This is a genomic window from Christiangramia pacifica (assembly GCF_057221535.1).
Genome location: NZ_CM170146.1, coordinates 1,325,888 through 1,343,309 on the forward strand (window position 1 = coordinate 1,325,888; position 17,422 = coordinate 1,343,309).

The window sequence follows — 17,422 nt, forward strand, 5'->3', positions numbered from 1 at the left end:
AACAAATTTAAGCATCTTTGCACCAATCTTAAAGTTACATTGGTTACAAAATGCTGAATATTCATAATCTATCAATATCCTTTCAGGGAGAATATCTTTTTAAGGAAATTAGCTTCAGGCTTGGAGCGGGAGACAGGGTTGGTCTTATCGGGAAAAATGGTGCAGGAAAGTCTACTTTATTGAAGATTATTTCAGGAGAGCAGGAGTATGATACGGGACAGATCGCTAAAGACAAAGAGCTTAAAATAGGTTTTCTTAAGCAGGATCTTGATTTTGAAAAAGGAAGAACCGTAATCGATGAAGCGCACCAGGCTTTTGAAGAGATCAAAATGCTGGAAGCGAAAATGGCTGTAATTAATGAGCAGCTTGCCACCAGAACCGATTATGAAAGTGAATCTTATAACGATCTCATCCAGGATCTAAGTGAGATCACTCATCAATATGAAATCATCGGCGGTTATAATTATGAAGGTGAAACCGAAAAAGTTCTCCAGGGTCTGGGATTTGAAAGAAATGATTTTAATCGGCTTACAGAGACTTTTTCCGGAGGATGGAGGATGAGGATTGAACTTGCCAAGTTGTTACTTCAGAATAACGATATTCTCCTTCTGGATGAGCCTACCAACCACCTTGATATTGAAAGTATCATCTGGCTGGAAAGTTTTCTGAATAACTATCCGGGTTCTGTAATGTTGGTTTCTCACGATAAAATGTTTCTGAATAACGTTACGAATAGAAGTATTGAAATTTCGCTGGGAAGCATTTATGATTACAGAAAACCCTATTCAGAATTTATTGAATTCCGAAAAGAGTTAAGAGAACAGCAACTGGCTGCTCAGAAAAATCAGCAAAAGGAAATTGAAAATACTGAAAAGCTGATAGATAAATTCCGTGCAAAAGCTAGTAAAGCTTCAATGGCGCAATCTTTAATCAAAAAACTGGAGAAGGTAGACAGGATTGAAGTCGATGAAGATGATAATTCGGTGATGAGCGTGAACTTTCCGGTTTCAGTAAATCCTGGAAAAGTAGTCATCGAAACTGAGCACCTGGAAAAATCTTATGGCGACAAAAAAGTTTTGAGAGATGTAAACCTTTTGATCGAACGCCAGAGCAAAATTGCTTTCGTTGGGCAGAATGGTCAGGGTAAAACCACTCTCGCAAAGATTATTATTGGGGAAATTGAACACGAAGGTAAACTAAAGCTTGGGCATAACGTGGAGCTTGGGTATTTCGCCCAGAACCAGTCAGATTACCTTGATGGTGAGAAAACGATTCTTCAAACCATGGAAGATGCTTCCAATGAAAAAAACCGAACCAAGGTTCGGGATATGCTTGGAGCATTTCTTTTCCGCGGAGATGAAGTTGAGAAAAAAGTAAAAGTTTTATCGGGAGGTGAGCGAAACAGGCTGGCACTTTGTAAAATGCTGTTGGAGCCTTTCAATGTTCTGGTAATGGATGAGCCTACCAACCACCTTGATATTAAATCGAAAAATGTTCTGAAAGACGCGTTGAATAATTTTGAAGGGACTTTGATCATAGTTTCTCACGACCGTGATTTTCTTCAGAATTTAACGAGCAGGGTTTATGAGTTCAGAAATCATAAGATAAAAGAGTATCTTGGAGATATAGATTATTATCTCGAACAGCGTAAGCTTCAGGATATGAGGGCGGTAGAGAAAAGTGACAAGGTCAAGGTTTCCAAGTCCAAAAATAATTCTGATGAAAAAACTTCCTTTACAGATCAAAAAGAGCTGAAAAGGCTGAAAAATAAGCTAAGCAAGACAGAAGCCAACATCACTAAAATTGAAAAAGAGCTGAAGTCCAAGGACAGACAACTTGCAAATAATTATGAGGAAACCATAACCAAAGCTGATTTTCTTACCAATTATAACAAGTCGAAAAAGAAGCTGGAGAAATTGATGGAGGAATGGGAAGAGCTTCAGCTTAATATCGAACAGATTAGTTAGAAATAACTTTTTTATACCTTTCAATTAAACTTTAAGGGCTCAGAACAGTCCTAGAATTACTATGGATAAACGCAAGATCATTCTCACGGTTTTGGGCGTCGTGCTCATTATTGGTGCAATATTTGGCGCAAAGCTTATTATAGATAGCAAAGAGCAGCCTAAAGCAACCCCTAAAAAAACGGTAAAAACAGTTTTTGTTGATACCATCACAAATTCAACTATTCCGATCAATATTCCGGCAAATGGTAACCTTGTTGCCAAACGTCGTGTGGAACTTTTTGCGGAAGTACAGGGAGTTTTCAGATATAGTTCTCATCCTTTCAGATCTGGACAGGCATATAAAAGAGGGCAAACGCTTTTGAAAATTGATGCCGCGGAATATTCTGCCAGCGTACAATCAGCTAAAAGTGATCTTTACAACCAGATCACTGCGATCATGCCAGACCTGCGAATGGATTATCCTGAAATATTTCCAAAATGGCAGGAATACCTGAACAATTTTGATGTAAATAGTTCAGTTTCCCCGCTACCTGAACCTTCCAATGACCGCGAGCGTTACTTTATCAACGGAAGAGGAATTAATACGGCATATTTCAATATTAAGAACCTGGAACAACGTCTCGTCAAATATCATATTACCGCTCCTTATGACGGAGTGCTAACCGAAGCTCTTGTTACCGAAGGAACACTTATTAGAAATGGTCAGAAGCTGGGAGAATTTATAGATCCGGAAGTGTACGAACTCCAGGTTTCCATAGCCAAACAATACGCAGATCTGTTGAAAGTTGATGAAAAGGTGAGTCTAACTACTAATACTGGTGATAAAACCTATACTGGTACGGTGAGTCGTATCAATGCAAAAATTGACCAGGCTACTCAAACTGTAAATGTTTTCATCGAAGTTAAAGATGAAAGCTTGAAAGAAGGTATGTATATGCAGGCCAATCTTGATGCTAAAAAAGAAGAAAATGCTATTGAAATAGATCGTAGCCTGGTGAATGATAGGAATGAGATTTTCGTGGTAAACGATTCAATTTTAAATAGTATTGAAGTAAATCCTGTTTATTTCTCTGATAGAAGAGCTGTGATAAAAGGCGTTCCTGATGGTTCTGTGATACTTTCAAGACAGGTTTCCGGTGCGTACAACGGTATGTTGGTGAAAGTTGCGGAAGAGGATGCCGCGAAAGTAAATAAAGCAGATCAGGTGAATTCTGAAAGTTCTAATCAATGAGAAAGATCATAAGCTACTTTATCAAGTACCATGTTGCGGTAAACATAATGATTGTCGCATTTCTGATATTTGGTATAGTTGGAATGTTGCGAATGCAGTCTTCCTTCTTCCCATTGATAGAATCTGAAATCATTAATATTAATATTACTTATCCTGGAGCAGCACCTGAAGAAATTGAAGAGGGAATTGTTCTTAAGATCGAAGATAACTTAAAAGGCCTTGTGGGCGTGGATCGGGTGACTTCAACTTCCAGGGAAAATGGTGGAAGTATCACCGTAGAAATCGATTCCGACGAAGATATAGATGTCATGCTTTCGGAGGTGAAGAATGCGGTAGATCGCGTTCCTAATTTCCCGACAGGGATGGAGCCGCTGGTGGTCGCCAAGCAGGAGAATATCCGGGAAACATTTGATTTCTTTATAAGCGGTGAAGGTGTAGATCTGGCCACATTAAAGCAGATCGCCCGGCAGGTGGAATACGACCTGCGAACTATGGACGGACTTTCACAGATAGAATTATCAGGTTTTCCAGAAGAAGAGATCGAGATCGCGGTGGACGAAAATGATCTTCTGGCCTTCAATCTCACCTTTGCTGAAGTTGCCCGTGCAGTATCTGAAGCCAATATTTTGACTACCGGAGGTAGTATTAAAACACAGGAAGAAGATTTCCTGATTCGTGCTGATAACCGCTCTTATTACGGAAAGGAATTAAACAAACTGGTAGTAAAATCACAGCCAGATGGTACCACGGTAACGCTTGAGGATGTTGCCACGATTCGTGACCGTTTTTCTGAAACGCCTAATGCATCTTACATCAACGGCCGGATTGCCGTAAGTGTAAATATTTCTACTACCAATAACGAAGATCTTATTTCGGCTGCTGAAAAGGTCAGGAATTATGTTGAAGAGTTCAATCAGAAAAATGACACTTTACAGATCATAGTTGAAGATGACCGAAGCATTACCTTAAACCAGAGAACTCAGTTGCTTATTGAGAATGGCGCGGTTGGAATCTTGTTAGTGCTGTTATTTCTATCCTTCTTTCTGAATACAAGACTGGCTTTCTGGGTAGCATTTGGGTTGCCTATCGCCTTCCTGGGAATGTTCATTTTTGCAGGTTCTTTCGGGGTAACGATAAATGTACTTTCTCTCTTCGGAATGATCATCGTGATCGGTATTCTGGTAGATGACGGGATCGTGATCTCTGAAAATATTTATCAGCATTATGAAAGAGGAAAAAAACCGGTGCAGGCTGCCATAGATGGAACCATGGAGGTATTACCGCCAATACTATCAGCAATTATTACCACAGTGCTGGCTTTTTCTACCTTTTTGTTCCTAGACAGTAGAATTGGAGAATTTTTCGGAGAAGTTTCAACGGTAGTTATCCTTACGCTGGTTGTATCGCTTGTTGAGGCACTTATTATTTTACCCGCACATATTGCCCATTCTAAGGCACTTGTTCGGGAATCTGAAGAAGAAAAAAGAAATAAAAAGGGAATTGACAAGTTCTTCCTGAAATTGAGAAAATTCAATGAATATGGGGATAGACTAATGGGATATTTGCGGGATAAGCTCTATGAGCCAGTTATACGCGCAACTGTTGCCAATCGTTTCCTCAGTTTATCTATTCTGATTACTTTATTCATTTTAACTGTTGGTTCAGTAATGGGAGGCGTAGTTAGCGTTACCCTCTTTCCGAGTATCGCCAGTGACCGGGTTAGTATAGATTTATTAATGCCGGAAGGGACGAATCCAAAAACTACCGACAGTATTATTTCTATGGTTGAAGATGCTGCCTGGAGAGTAAATGAAGATTTTACGGAAAGGCAAACCGACAATAAACAGGTAGTGCAAAACATTGTGCGTCGTGTAGGACCTGGAAATAACAAGGCATCCTTGAGAGTGAACTTACTTCCGGGTGAAGAGCGTGATTTTGGGTCACCAGAAATTACCAACGCAATTCGGGATGAAGTTGGTCAGGTTTATGGAGTTGAAAGATTGACCTTTGGTTCTGGAGGTAATTTTGGCGGTAAGCCGGTATCTGTATCCTTATTAGGAAATAACCTTGAGGAACTGGAACAAGCGAAAGTGGAACTTAAAGCCGCAATGGATGAAAATCCCGTTTTAAGAGATGTTACCGATACCGATCCTGAAGGAATCAAAGAAATTACTATAGATCTTAATGAGAACGCCTATGCGCTGGGATTAAATTTACGTGAGGTGATGAGCCAGATCAGGGCAGGATTTTTTGGATTACAGGCGCAGCGTTTTCAAAGAGGACAGGATGAAATACGAGTGTGGGTAAGATATGATCGCGAAAATCGGGAATCTATCAATGATCTTGATGACATGCGAATTGTAACGCCAGATGGTAACCGTGTTCCTTTTGGTGAGATTGCCAGTTATGAAATTAGAAGAGGTACCGAATCTATTAGTCACCTGGAAGGTTTAAGGGAAATTAGAGTGGAGGCAGATATGGAAGATCCTGATGCCAGTGCTACCGATGCCATCGCGAATATTGATAAAAATATTTTACCGGACATTCTTTCAAAATATCCAAGTGTTTCGGTTTCCTATGAAGGTCAGAACAGGGAAGCTGAAAAGCTGACTAAATCTGCTGAAAAAGTATTCCCGGTAATTTTATTCCTAATCTACGCTGTGATCGCTTTTACATTTAGAAGCTATAGTCAGCCGTTTTTACTTATGCTAATGATTCCATTCAGTATCATTGGAGTTGCCTGGGGACATTTTATTCATGGCTTCCCCGTAAATATTCTTTCGCTTTTAGGAATCATTGCTTTAATTGGTATTATGGTAAATGATGGTCTAGTATTAATAGGGAAATTCAATACTTACTTGCGGGAAGGAATGAAATTTCAAACAGCGCTTATTGAAGCCGGAAAATCTCGCTTTAGAGCAATTTTTCTTACATCGTTAACCACAATTGCTGGGATTGCACCGTTATTACTTGAAAAGAGCAGGCAGGCACAATTCCTGAAACCTATGGCTATTTCAATTGCCTACGGAATTTTAGTGGCTACTTTCCTAACCTTACTGGTCCTTCCACTTTTATTGTCTATCACTAATTCTACAAAAGCCAGGGCAAAATGGTTGACAACAGGAGAGAAGGTGAGCAGGGAATCTGTGGAACGTTCAATCAAGGAAAAGAACGAAGAAATTAAGCGTAATAACGAGATTGAAGAGGCTAACGGCGAGAATAATTCAAATAATGATCATCAATCTCAGGGTAAATAAGATTTAATGAGACCATTAAAAATTATAATATTTATTTCGGTAGTATTACTGGGAAGTTTAGAAGGATTCGCACAGGATACTCTTTTGACAAAACAGGAAGTAATTGCTCGCGCGCTTGAGGAAAATTTCGGAATAAAGTTGGCGAAAAATGAAGTTGCCATTGCAGATAATAACCAGAGCATCTGGAATTCTGGCTATTTACCGAACATTTTTGGTCTGGCAGGAGCCAATTATGACCTTAACAACCGGCTTACAGAACCAAATGAAGGTGACATAGTAGACCAGCGTGGTATTGAAAGCAACAGATATAATGCTTCTATAAATATCGGATACACGTTGTTTGATGGATTGGGCAGGTATTATAATTATCAGAGTTTAAAGGAGCAGTATGATCTATCGGAACTTCAGGCCAGAGAAACCATTGAGAACTCGGTGCTCCAGATCATGAGCGTTTATTACGAAATTGCGCGGCTTACAGAGAATATAGATGTTCTGGAAGAAACTTTGGCAATCTCCAAAAACAGAGTGACCAGGGCGCAATATCAGTTCGAGTACGGGCAGTCCAATAATCTAGTGGTTCTGAATGCGAGAGTAGATGTAAATAACGATAGTGTTGCACTTCTGGAAACTCAGCAACAATTAAAGAATACAAAGAGGGATCTTAATGTATTGCTTAATCGGGAAATCACGGCAAATGAATTTGCAGTGGATACTACTGTTAATTTCGTTTCTGAACTTGAGTTGGAAAGTTTTATTGATCAGGCTAAAGCAAACAATGTTTCTATCCTGCAAATTGAACAGAATTTGGAGATCAGCGAATATGACATAAAGATCAATAAGTCGGGTTATCTACCAACTATAGATCTTAGTGGGTCATATGGATGGAATAAGAATAGAAGTGCTGCTACAGCCTTCTTTCCGGGCTCTACAACCACTACAGATGGTTTGGCTGCGGGAGTGAGCCTACGTTGGGATTTGTTCGACGGAGGTAGAACCCATGTGCTTATTCAGAATTCTAAGATCAGGTATGAAAATCAGGAAATCAGGAAGAAGCAAATAGAGAACGAGGTGGTGAGGGACATTGCTAACGCCATGGGAACTTATGAGAATAAGCTTTTTATTCTCAGGGTTCAGGAAGAAAACGTAAAAACGAATCTGGATAATTTTAATCGGTCTGAGGAGCAGTATAAATTAGGTAGAATTACTTCTATAGAATTCCGCCAGGCACAGATCAATTTGCTGGATGCGAGAACCAGTTTAAATCTGGCAAAGTATGATGCGAAACTTTCAGAACTGCAATTACTTCAGCTTACCGGGCAATTGTTGAACGTAGAACTATAAACATGTACGAGCACTTTTTTCAATGTCCATATTGCTGGGAAGAGATTTCGGTTCTTTTGGACCCGTCTATTCGGAGACAGACCTATATTGAAGACTGCGAGGTATGTTGCCGGCCTATTGAATTTCAGGTGGCATTTGAAGATAATGAGCTTGTAGAATTTCAGGCTTCAGATATAGAGCAATAAAAAATATTCTTTTCTTAGCAGCTTTCCGTTGAGATATTTGGTTATTTTTACGGGGTACTCTACACAAAATTAAAATGTTAGCAACCTTTGACCTTGCCGGCCATGTGGTCGGGCTGATTGTAGATCGTGATCTTACAAACGATATTGTGGATAAAGTGATCACTGAAATAAAAAGCAAACTGGAGATTCACGACAAGATAAATGTCTATATCGAACTTGAAAAAGGTAGACACATCACGTTCAAGGCACTTTGGAAAGGAGTAATGTTTAAATATTCAAATGCTGAACATTTTGATAAAGTTGCTATCGTAACCGATAGCTCATGGTTCCAAAACGCTGTAAACCTGTCGGATAGTCTACTTGACGTTGACGTTCGAACATTTGACCTGCAAGACCGCCTGGAAGCCATCCAGTGGATCTCTTTATAATTTTGCAAAAAAGTTTGGTGTAATCAGAAAAATGATATTATATTTGCCGTCCAATATCGCGGGATAGAGCAGTAGGTAGCTCGTCGGGCTCATAACCCGAAGGTCACTGGTTCGAGTCCAGTTCCCGCTACTAGCAATGACAAGGCTTTACAGAAATGTAAGGCCTTTTTTTATGGACTGGGTACAACATAGGTACAACATTTTTGGAAAGCCAAATTTGAATAGAAAATAATGTTAATTAACATTATTTGGGGATATTTCCTATCTCATTCGAAGTGTAACTTAGTAATTTGAAGGATTTGTATAATTCTCTATTTCATTAAATAGCTTATTAAAAAACAATGTTCTAATTCTTCAGTATAAGATCTTGGTAATTTTTTAATTGAAATTATTATCAAATTATGTGATAAACCTTTTTAAATCTGTTCCTATTCTTTTTGCACAATCTGTGCATTGATTTTTTTTTATCTTTGTAGTGTGAAAATTATCGCTGTCATATTATCTCTATATATATTCGGGCTTAACTTATTAGCCTGTAATGATAGTGACACTTCACAAGTGATTTCTGATTCAGAAGTAACAGTGGTTGCTACGCAGAATTTAGATATCGACTATTCACATGATAAAGTAGCAGATTTATGCCCTCCTTTTTGTAGTTGCCATTGCTGCCATGTGCATACAGTAGATTTCGGTTCTTCAAATTTCAAGGCTTTGATTATTGAAATTCCATCAAAAGCCTTTGTCCATTTTGACAGCTCAGTGGAAGAACCTATTCTTTCCTTTTTAGATCCTCCAAAAGTTTAATTCAGTTTTTTTAAAGGATAATTATATCCTTTTTTGACCAAATCCTGGTTCTCATACTAGATCCTTGGTCCTATTGATAGATTTTGTTAGGCACAAAATTATTATCAAGAATTTTAACTGAATTAAATTTTTATTTATATGATTAATAAGATAATCGCATTTTCCATTAATAATAAATTTATTATTGGACTACTTACCTTAGCGCTGATAGGGACGGGTATTTGGTCCATGATGACCGTCAACCTGGGATCGGTGCCAGATATTACTAACAATCAGGTTCAGGTGATCACCCAGTCGCCAAATCTTGCCACAGAAGATATTGAACAATTTGTAACCTATCCCGTAGAACTTTCGATGGGTAATTTACCTGGAGTTACAGAGATTCGCTCTATTTCACGGTTTGGACTTTCGGTAGTTACTATTGTTTTTAAAGATGATATGGGAACTTATCTCCCTCGTCAACTAGTACAGGAAAAACTTAATGAATTGGGAGAAACCATTCCCGATAAATTTGGAAGTCCTGCTATGGGACCTATTTCAACCGGATTGGGTCAAATTTATGAGTATACCATAAAGCCAAAGGAGGGATACGAAACTGAATATTCTCCCATGGAACTACGAACTATTCAGGACTGGATAATCAAGCGACAACTTACCTTGCTGGAAGGTGTGGTGGAAGTAAATTCTTTTGGAGGCTCCATAAAACAATATGAGGTAGCAATCAATCCTGAGAAATTAAACAGTATGGGTATAAGTATCTCTGAGGTTTATGAGGCGCTGGCCCGAAACAATGTGAATACCGGTGGAGCTTATATTGAGAAAAATAAAATGTCAAATTTTATTAGAGGTGAAGGTTTAATCCGTTCACTGGAGGATATAAGGAAAATTGCTATTACTACCGAAAATTCTATTCCGATAACTATTGGAGATGTTGCGGAAGATGTTCAGTTTGGAAATCAGGTACGCTACGGAGCTTTCACTCAAGACGGAGAGGAAGCCGTAGGCGGGATAATAATGATGTTAAAAGGCGCCAATCCCAATGCCGTAATTCAGGATGTTAAAGATAGGATGGCAGAAGTTGAAAAGTCACTTCCTGAAGGTTTGACCATAGAGCCAATTATTGATCGGAGTGAATTAATAGCACGAACAACCGATACTGTTAAAACAAATTTACTGGAAGGTGCATTGATAGTGATTTTTGCCCTGGTATTGTTATTAGGTAGTCTAAGAGGTGGACTTATTACTGCTACCACTATTCCCTTATCACTGCTTTTTGCTTTTATTTTAATGAAACAATTCAATGTCTGGGCCAATCTAATGAGTTTGGGCGCTATTGACTTTGGAATCATTATAGACGGTGCAGTGATTATCATCGAGGGAACCGTGTATGAAATACAAAAACGGATAAGATCTGGCAAGGTGAAATTCAATCAGGCTAAAATGGATGAAGTAGCCTATGATGCTGGGAGCACGATGATGAGTTCCGCATTTTTTGGACAGATTATAATTCTTATTGTATTCACGCCTATACTTTTTCTTACGGGGGTAGAAGGTAAAATGTTTAAGCCGATGGCGTACACTTTCGGTTTTGCCATGATAGGTGCTATTTTCTTATGCCTTACCTATGTCCCTATGATGTCTGCCCTATTTATGAAACCCATTCAGAATAAAAAGAACTGGTTTGGAAGGTTTGAACGCTGGCTGGAAAGGATAAGTGATAAGATAATTGGTGGAATACAAAGGGTATATATGCCTTTACTGAAAGGGGCATTAAAACTGAAGCTCATTGTTGTAGGTGCTGCTGCTGTTCTACTTGTATTAGCCGGTTTCCTTTTTTCCAGAATGGGAGGAGAATTTGTGCCTCAACTGGATGAAGGGGATATTGCAATGCAGGCTTTAATCAGACCAGGAAGTTCATTAACAGAGTCTATTGAAGTTTCCAAAAAAATAGAAAATATCCTTCTAGAAAATTTTCCTGAAATTAAAACAGCAACAGCAAGAATTGGAGTAGCGGACATCCCAACAGATCCAATGCCGATGGATATCGCAGATATGTACCTGATTCTTGAAAAAGATAAGGATAATTGGACAACCGCTGAAACTAAAGAAGGACTTATAGCGCAAATCAAGGAAAAACTCAATAAAGAACTTACTGGGGTAAACCTTGTGTTTACGCAACCTGTAGAATTAAGGTTCAACGAATTATTAGAGGGGGTTAGAGAAGATATTGCGGTTAAACTATATGGAGAGGACCTGGGGGTGTTGTCGGAAAAGGTACAGGAAATGGCTAATATTATCCAGACCGTACCTGGAGCAGGAGATGTTAATCCTGAACGAACATCTGGGCTGCCACAAATGACCGTGAAATTTAACCGTGATAAAATTGCTCAATATGGCCTGGATATCCAAAAAGCAAATGATTATATAAGTACTGCTTTTGCGGGAGGAACCGCAGGAGTCATTTTTGAAGGAGAAAAGCGATTCGATTTAGTAGTAAGATTTGATGAAGAACATAGAAAGAATATTGATGACTTGCGTGGAATGTATATCGATCTTCCCGACGGAACTCAGGTACCGATAAAAGAAATAGCAGATATCGAATATGTTCCGGGCCCTATGCAAATTTCGAGAGATGATACCTACAGAAGAACCTATGTGGGTGTAAATGCCCGGGGAAGGGATGTAGAGTCAGTCGTTAATGATATTCAGCAAAGATTAGATGAAGAATTAGAATTACCTCCCGGGTATTATATAACTTATGGGGGGGAATTCGAAAATCTTCAGAGTGCTAAGGACCGCTTGATAATTGTTGTACCCATTGCCCTTTTCTTGATATTTGTTCTTCTATATTTTGCCCTAAAATCGTTTTCCCAATCTGTCATGATCTATATAGCCATACCCCTCGCTGCCATTGGAGGTGTTTTTGCCCTTTGGTTGCGGGGAATGCCATTCAGTATTTCTGCTGGGGTAGGTTTTATTGTATTATTCGGGGTTGCAGTTTTAAACGGGCTGGTACTAATAAATAGATTCAATTCTTTAAAAGAAGAAGGAGTAACCAGTATAAAAGATAGAATTTTTACAGGAACCAAAGAACGAATACGACCTATTATGTTAACAGCAACAACAGATATTTTCGGTTTTTTACCAATGGCATTTTCCACATCAGCCGGTGCAGAAGTTCAACAACCACTTGCTACGGTGGTTATAGGTGGGATGCTTACAGCTACACTGCTTACGCTGGTTGTATTACCAGTACTATATACCCTTGTAGAAAGAAAACGAGAGAAAAAAGAACAGAATAAACTAGGTTCTTCCAATTCGCGATCTTTAGCTACGATTTTGATAATTGGCTTAGTTTTAGGCGGAACCTTTTCTGTAAATGCACAATCTGATGCAATGTCATCTGAATATTCACAACAGGATTCTTTACAAACAATTAGTTTGGAGGATGCAAAAGAAATGGCAATCAAAAATTTTCCACAGCTCCAAGCTGCCCAGCTCGAAATTGAAAGTGAGGAAGTATTGCGCAAAACCGCCTTTGATTTTGGAAACACCCAAATCTTTACAGGAAAAGAAGAAGTAGGAAATGGCTCTGATGGGATCTATACCCAAATTGGCGTCCAACAACAAGGCATCGATATTTTCGGAATAGTGCCCCGGTTAAAACTACAGAAAGAAAGGGTGGCACTTGCTGAAAATGCCTTAGAGCTATCTACTATTGAAATTGAACGTGAAGTAAGCAGGGCCTGGACATCTGTTTATACAAGTAAAAAGAGGTATCAGGTATATAAGAAAATGGATTCTATTTTCGAAGATATTGAAAGGGCGGCTAGAATCAGGTATGAGACAGAAGCTACCTCTAAACTGGAATATCTTGCCACCTCAAATCAGGGGAATGAGGTGAAAATACAGTTAGAACAAGCTTATCGAGATTACCTGAAATCAATACAGCGCTTAAACCTATGGTTTGTTAGTGACACAATTTACGATGTACCAGATTTGCCTGCTGAAGCATTGGATGAACCTTTAAACTTTCTGGTAGAGTCTCTTGAAAATCATCCCTTACTACAGGTTTCAGAACAAAGAATTGACGTGGCAAAAGCGGTTACCAGAGAACGAAAATCTGAATTTTTGCCCAAATTTCAGGGTCAATACGGTAGGCAGGAAATAGCCGGGCAATCGGGTTTCTTTCAATATCAAATAGGAATTCAAATTCCACTGTTTTTTGGGCCGGAATTAGGCCGTACCCAGGAAGCACAAGTGAATCGAAAGATTGCAGAGCAAAACTTTTACCAGGATAAACTCGAACTGGAAATCGCCTATAAAAATATGCGGGAAGACTACATCAAATGGAGAAACTCATGGAATTATTATAGGGATGAAGCGCTTCCTTTAGCACAGGAACAACAGGATGGGTCGGTATTAGCATTTAAGGAAGGTGCTATAGATTACGTAACCTTCCTTCAAAATATAAGAGATGCCATTAGAATCGAAGTAAATGCCTGGAGTGCTTTTAACGATTATCTCGACAGCCGTTACCAACTGGAATATTACCTTAAGAATTCAAATTAAAAATTAAAATAAGAAAATCGATATGAATACAAGATCAATAAATATTTTAATGCTTGCCTTAACGCTCAGCATATTCTTTGGATGTAAAGAAAATCCTGAGGAAGGGGATGACGCTTCCAGTGAAACTGCAACTACTAATACCGAAGAAGGTGAAAATCACGGTGAGGAAGGAGATGAAGAACACGGTGAAGAAGAAGGCGGGATGCGTTCAGTACATCTTTCAGAGATGAAATTCAATAGTTTGGGCATCAAAGTAGATACCTTACCTAAAAAAGCTTTGTCCGGTATTGTGGAAGCCAATGGCCAGTTAGAAGTGCCGCCACAATATGAAGCTACCGTTACGGCAATTTTAGGCGGTAATATAACTTCTATAAAGGTTATTGAGGGGGATAAGGTAAATAAAGGTCAGGTGTTGGCTTATCTTTCTCACCCAAATTTAACCAGAATGCAGTCTGATTATATTAATGCATATAGTAGGATGCAATTTTTGGAAAAGGAATTTGAAAGACAGAAACGTTTATATGAAGCAGAGGTAGGATCTGGAAAAACTTTTCAACAGACCCAATCCGATTACCAGTCTGTACAAGGTGAAGTACGGGGGTACGAATCACAATTACGCCAGTTAAACCTAAATGCTTCCCAGGTTAGAGACGGTGAATTATATGAATATATTCCGGTAGTAAGCCCAATTGGAGGTTATATAGAAAAAGTACTGGTGCAGATAGGACAGTATGTGGAGCCGCAAACCAGCATGTTTATGGTAGTTGATAATGAACATGTTCATGCCGATCTAATGGTTTTTGAAAAAGATATTTATAAGGTGAAAGAAGGCCAAAAGATTGCGTTTACACTGGAATCGGTTCCAGGCAGTAATTTAACCGGGGAAATTTATTCAGTGGGGAAACAATTTGAACAAAACCCCAAAGCGGTACATGTGCATGCAGAAATCGATAATAAAGAAGATTTTCTAATTCCGGGGATGTATATAAACGGAAAAATCAGGACGGGTGAAGAAGCTGTTCCTGCCTTACCGGAAGAAGCAATAATTGAAGAAGAAGGAAATCCCTACATCTTTACGGCCCAAAAACACCAGGAAGATGGTGAAACCGAGTGGGAATTGAAACCGGTGCAGGTAAGAACGGGAATAACTGAAGATGGTTGGGTTGAAATTAAACTGCTGGAGCCTCTGCCTGAAGGTACTTTGGTTGCTTATAATAATGCCTATTATCTGGTCTCTGAAATGCAGAAAAGCCAGACTTCCCATGGTCATTAAATTAAAAAAAATAGATGGATGGACTCTCTGTTAAATGTTTGTCTTGATTAAAATTCCAGAGGGTTCATCCTTAATACTAAATTAAAACCACAGTAATGAAAGAAATAAAAGCATTTATAAAGCCAAAACGGGTTCAAATAGTGATAGAATCCCTTAGCGAAAGCGGATTCAAAAGTATGACGCTGTCTCAGGGGGAAGGTACCGGAGCATTTAAAGCAAAAGGCGCATCACCTTCTTTAGATTTCCGTGTAACCGACAGCCCGGTGGTAAAGTTAGAACTGGTATGTCAAAATGAAGAAGCACAATCGGCTATCAATATCATCCTGGAAAACGGGAAAACACCGGATCCAGGTGATGGCATCATTTATTTGTCTGACATTGAAGATGCTTTCAAGATAAAAACCGGGGAATCCTTAAAGCGTTAAATTTTCTAAACCCTTTTACGCCCAATGGAAAAAATAGTAAAAAAGTTAGAAAGCAAAGGCATCCGCCCTACGGCAATGCGCCTGATGACCTATAAACGGTTGGCACAATTGAATGTGGCCATTAGTTTAGGCGACCTTGGGAAAGATTTCGAAAGCTCGGAAAGGAGTACGCTTTTCCGTACTATGAAGACATTTGAAGAAAAAGGAATTGTGCATCAAATTGAGGATGGCACCGGCATCATTAAATATGCCCTGTGTGAAGACAATTGTGAATGCGAGGTGGGTAACGACCTTCACTTACATTTTCATTGCAATAGTTGCGGGGAAACCGTGTGCCTTACAGAACATAAAATCCCTCAGATAAATCTGCCCGAAGGTTACGTGGCAGAGGATATTAATCTGGTGGCTAAGGGAGTCTGTGAGAAATGTAGCAATGACTTGGATTAAGTTTTTTGATTTAAAAAATTGGAACAATGATGAAAATTTATAAAAAAGAAAACAAGGTATATATGGTAGCTCAAAATAGATTGGATGCTACCGATTATGACAATTTGATATCTCAATTAAAAAACCATATACAGGCAAACCATAAAGTATACTGGTATATTGAAATGGAAAATTTTGAGGGGTGGACTGCAAGTGCGTATTGGAAGGGCATTGAACTGAAACTTCCGAATGAAGAACGCGTTAAAAAGGTTGCATTGGTGGGAATTACAAAATGGCAGGAACAGTTTACCGAAGTTTTGATACCCTTTACAAAGGCACATATTAAATTCTTTAGCCTTGAAGAAAAACATTTGGCCAAGGAATGGATGGAGAAAGGAAATCATTAAAAAAGTTAAATAAATTTAAACAGAAAGATTATGATGGACAACTGGAATTTTGGGGGAATGCACTGGATATGGTGGGGGCTTTGGATAATCCTCATCTTTTGGATATTCTTAATTCCTTATCCCACCCCGGGACAAAATAGACGGAAGGATAAGGCTATGGAAGCCCTGAGAGAACGATACGCCCGGGGCGAGATAAGCGATGAGGAATTTGAACAAAAGAAGAAAGTCCTTCAGGATAAGAAGAAGTAGTTATAAGGCACAGGCATCGAAAGCGATGGCACCTATGGCTTATAAAAGAAGGTAAAAATGAAAAAACGCAAAGTATTTGTTTTTATATTCATTGGATTAGCCCTTGGCTTATTTATAATACAGCCCCTGGTTATTTCACTCCACATGTATGACATGCAGGGAGGTAATGGCGAATGGTGGAAATCTCTGCTTGCTTCATATCAGCAGGAAGTTAGTTCATGGGATTTGGATCAAGCCATCATCAAATTGCTATTTGGACTGCTGGGCATTGCCTTGTCGCTTATGTTTATGGTCAGGCAAAGAATATTTCAATTGACCGGAAGAAGAGATAAGCTGGAGGAGATCAGGGAGCTGATTGCGGCAGGAGAAAACCAGCAAGTAGAATTTAAATCTACCTTGAGATGGGATTTGAGGCAGTTTAAACCGAATAAGGCTTTGGAGGACGTAATAGCAAAAACAATTGCCGGGTTTATGAACACCCAAGAAGGGCATTTAATTATCGGAATTGATGATGAAGGTAGTATTCTGGGGCTGGAACAGGATTGCGGTACTTTAAAAAAACCTGGCAAGGACGGGTTTGAGCAATATATAATGCAATTGGTGTCCCTCAAGTTCGGCACTCATTTTTGCCCTTTGGTTAAAGTGGCCTTTTACCAATTCGAAGAAAAGGATATCTGTTATGTAAGGGTTCACAAATCACAAAAACCTGTGTATTTGAATTTGGGCGATCGTTCGCATTTCTTTATCAGAACCGGGAACGGAACCCGCGAGTTGGATATGCCTGAGGCTCTGGAGTATTTGGAGATACACTTAAATTAATATAAACCCTATAAAATTGAAAAAATGATATAGGTATT

At 39.1% G+C, this 17,422-nt stretch carries 14 protein-coding genes and 1 tRNA gene; all 15 read left to right on the forward strand.

Translation table 11 applies throughout. From position 1 onward, the window contains the following. Positions 1-50: 50 nt before the first annotated feature. A complete protein-coding gene (locus AC2S94_RS06180) occupies positions 51-1,967 on the forward strand; it encodes an ABC-F family ATP-binding cassette domain-containing protein (RefSeq protein WP_484630638.1) in 1,917 nt (638 codons plus the stop codon). A 61-nt stretch (positions 1,968-2,028) separates the two neighbouring features. After that, entirely contained in the window at positions 2,029-3,198 is a 1,170-nt protein-coding gene (locus AC2S94_RS06185; protein WP_484630639.1) for an efflux RND transporter periplasmic adaptor subunit, read from the forward strand. Next, a complete protein-coding gene (locus tag AC2S94_RS06190; RefSeq protein ID WP_484630640.1) occupies positions 3,195-6,455 on the forward strand; it encodes an efflux RND transporter permease subunit in 3,261 nt (1,086 codons plus the stop codon). Before AC2S94_RS06185 ends, AC2S94_RS06190 begins: the two co-directional genes overlap by 4 nt. 6 nt (positions 6,456-6,461) lie before the next feature. Next, complete coding sequence (locus AC2S94_RS06195; protein ID WP_484630641.1) at positions 6,462-7,796, forward strand: TolC family protein; 1,335 nt, start codon at positions 6,462-6,464, stop codon at positions 7,794-7,796. Positions 7,797-7,798: 2 nt separating this feature from the next. Then, positions 7,799-7,981, forward strand: coding sequence for a CPXCG motif-containing cysteine-rich protein (locus AC2S94_RS06200; RefSeq protein ID WP_484630642.1), 183 nt, complete (start codon positions 7,799-7,801; stop codon positions 7,979-7,981). Between the two features lie 74 nt (positions 7,982-8,055). Next, the gene (locus AC2S94_RS06205) at positions 8,056-8,409 is read left to right on the forward strand and encodes a SpoIIAA family protein (protein WP_484630643.1); all 354 of its coding nucleotides are present in this window, start codon (positions 8,056-8,058) and stop codon (positions 8,407-8,409) included. 57 nt (positions 8,410-8,466) lie between these two features. After that, positions 8,467-8,539, forward strand: a tRNA-Met gene (locus AC2S94_RS06210). A 347-nt stretch (positions 8,540-8,886) separates the two neighbouring features. Further along, complete coding sequence (locus tag AC2S94_RS06215) at positions 8,887-9,213, forward strand: DUF6660 family protein (protein ID WP_225573949.1); 327 nt, start codon at positions 8,887-8,889, stop codon at positions 9,211-9,213. Positions 9,214-9,351: 138 nt separating this feature from the next. Then, positions 9,352-13,785: a CusA/CzcA family heavy metal efflux RND transporter gene (locus tag AC2S94_RS06220; protein ID WP_075325750.1), complete on the forward strand. Its 4,434-nt coding sequence runs from the start codon at positions 9,352-9,354 to the stop codon at positions 13,783-13,785. A 22-nt stretch (positions 13,786-13,807) separates the two neighbouring features. Then, complete coding sequence (locus AC2S94_RS06225; protein WP_173636774.1) at positions 13,808-15,058, forward strand: efflux RND transporter periplasmic adaptor subunit; 1,251 nt, start codon at positions 13,808-13,810, stop codon at positions 15,056-15,058. Positions 15,059-15,153: 95 nt separating this feature from the next. Next, positions 15,154-15,483, forward strand: coding sequence for a P-II family nitrogen regulator (locus AC2S94_RS06230; RefSeq protein WP_057482983.1), 330 nt, complete (start codon positions 15,154-15,156; stop codon positions 15,481-15,483). Positions 15,484-15,507: 24 nt separating this feature from the next. Next, positions 15,508-15,930: a Fur family transcriptional regulator gene (locus AC2S94_RS06235; RefSeq protein ID WP_057482984.1), complete on the forward strand. Its 423-nt coding sequence runs from the start codon at positions 15,508-15,510 to the stop codon at positions 15,928-15,930. A 26-nt stretch (positions 15,931-15,956) separates the two neighbouring features. After that, positions 15,957-16,316: a SpoIIAA family protein gene (locus AC2S94_RS06240; RefSeq protein WP_057482985.1), complete on the forward strand. Its 360-nt coding sequence runs from the start codon at positions 15,957-15,959 to the stop codon at positions 16,314-16,316. A gap of 30 nt (positions 16,317-16,346) precedes the next feature. Then, positions 16,347-16,565, forward strand: coding sequence for an SHOCT domain-containing protein (locus tag AC2S94_RS06245; protein ID WP_008615618.1), 219 nt, complete (start codon positions 16,347-16,349; stop codon positions 16,563-16,565). Positions 16,566-16,622: 57 nt separating this feature from the next. Continuing rightward, positions 16,623-17,384, forward strand: coding sequence for an AlbA family DNA-binding domain-containing protein (locus AC2S94_RS06250; RefSeq protein WP_057482986.1), 762 nt, complete (start codon positions 16,623-16,625; stop codon positions 17,382-17,384). The last annotated feature ends 38 nt before the right edge of the window (positions 17,385-17,422 follow it).

What these genes read in the sequence shown, in the direction of transcription:
- AC2S94_RS06180 (WP_484630638.1), top strand. Translation starts at nt 51, where the DNA reads ATGCTGAATATTCATAATCTATCAATATCCTTTCAGGGAGAATATCTT.
- AC2S94_RS06185 (WP_484630639.1), top strand. Translation starts at nt 2,029, where the DNA reads ATGGATAAACGCAAGATCATTCTCACGGTTTTGGGCGTCGTGCTCATT.
- AC2S94_RS06190 (WP_484630640.1), top strand. Translation starts at nt 3,195, where the DNA reads ATGAGAAAGATCATAAGCTACTTTATCAAGTACCATGTTGCGGTAAAC.
- AC2S94_RS06195 (WP_484630641.1), top strand. Translation starts at nt 6,462, where the DNA reads ATGAGACCATTAAAAATTATAATATTTATTTCGGTAGTATTACTGGGA.
- AC2S94_RS06200 (WP_484630642.1), top strand. Translation starts at nt 7,799, where the DNA reads ATGTACGAGCACTTTTTTCAATGTCCATATTGCTGGGAAGAGATTTCG.
- AC2S94_RS06205 (WP_484630643.1), top strand. Translation starts at nt 8,056, where the DNA reads ATGTTAGCAACCTTTGACCTTGCCGGCCATGTGGTCGGGCTGATTGTA.
- AC2S94_RS06220 (WP_075325750.1), top strand. Translation starts at nt 9,352, where the DNA reads ATGATTAATAAGATAATCGCATTTTCCATTAATAATAAATTTATTATT.
- AC2S94_RS06225 (WP_173636774.1), top strand. Translation starts at nt 13,808, where the DNA reads ATGAATACAAGATCAATAAATATTTTAATGCTTGCCTTAACGCTCAGC.
- AC2S94_RS06230 (WP_057482983.1), top strand. Translation starts at nt 15,154, where the DNA reads ATGAAAGAAATAAAAGCATTTATAAAGCCAAAACGGGTTCAAATAGTG.
- AC2S94_RS06235 (WP_057482984.1), top strand. Translation starts at nt 15,508, where the DNA reads ATGGAAAAAATAGTAAAAAAGTTAGAAAGCAAAGGCATCCGCCCTACG.
- AC2S94_RS06240 (WP_057482985.1), top strand. Translation starts at nt 15,957, where the DNA reads ATGATGAAAATTTATAAAAAAGAAAACAAGGTATATATGGTAGCTCAA.
- AC2S94_RS06245 (WP_008615618.1), top strand. Translation starts at nt 16,347, where the DNA reads ATGATGGACAACTGGAATTTTGGGGGAATGCACTGGATATGGTGGGGG.
- AC2S94_RS06250 (WP_057482986.1), top strand. Translation starts at nt 16,623, where the DNA reads ATGAAAAAACGCAAAGTATTTGTTTTTATATTCATTGGATTAGCCCTT.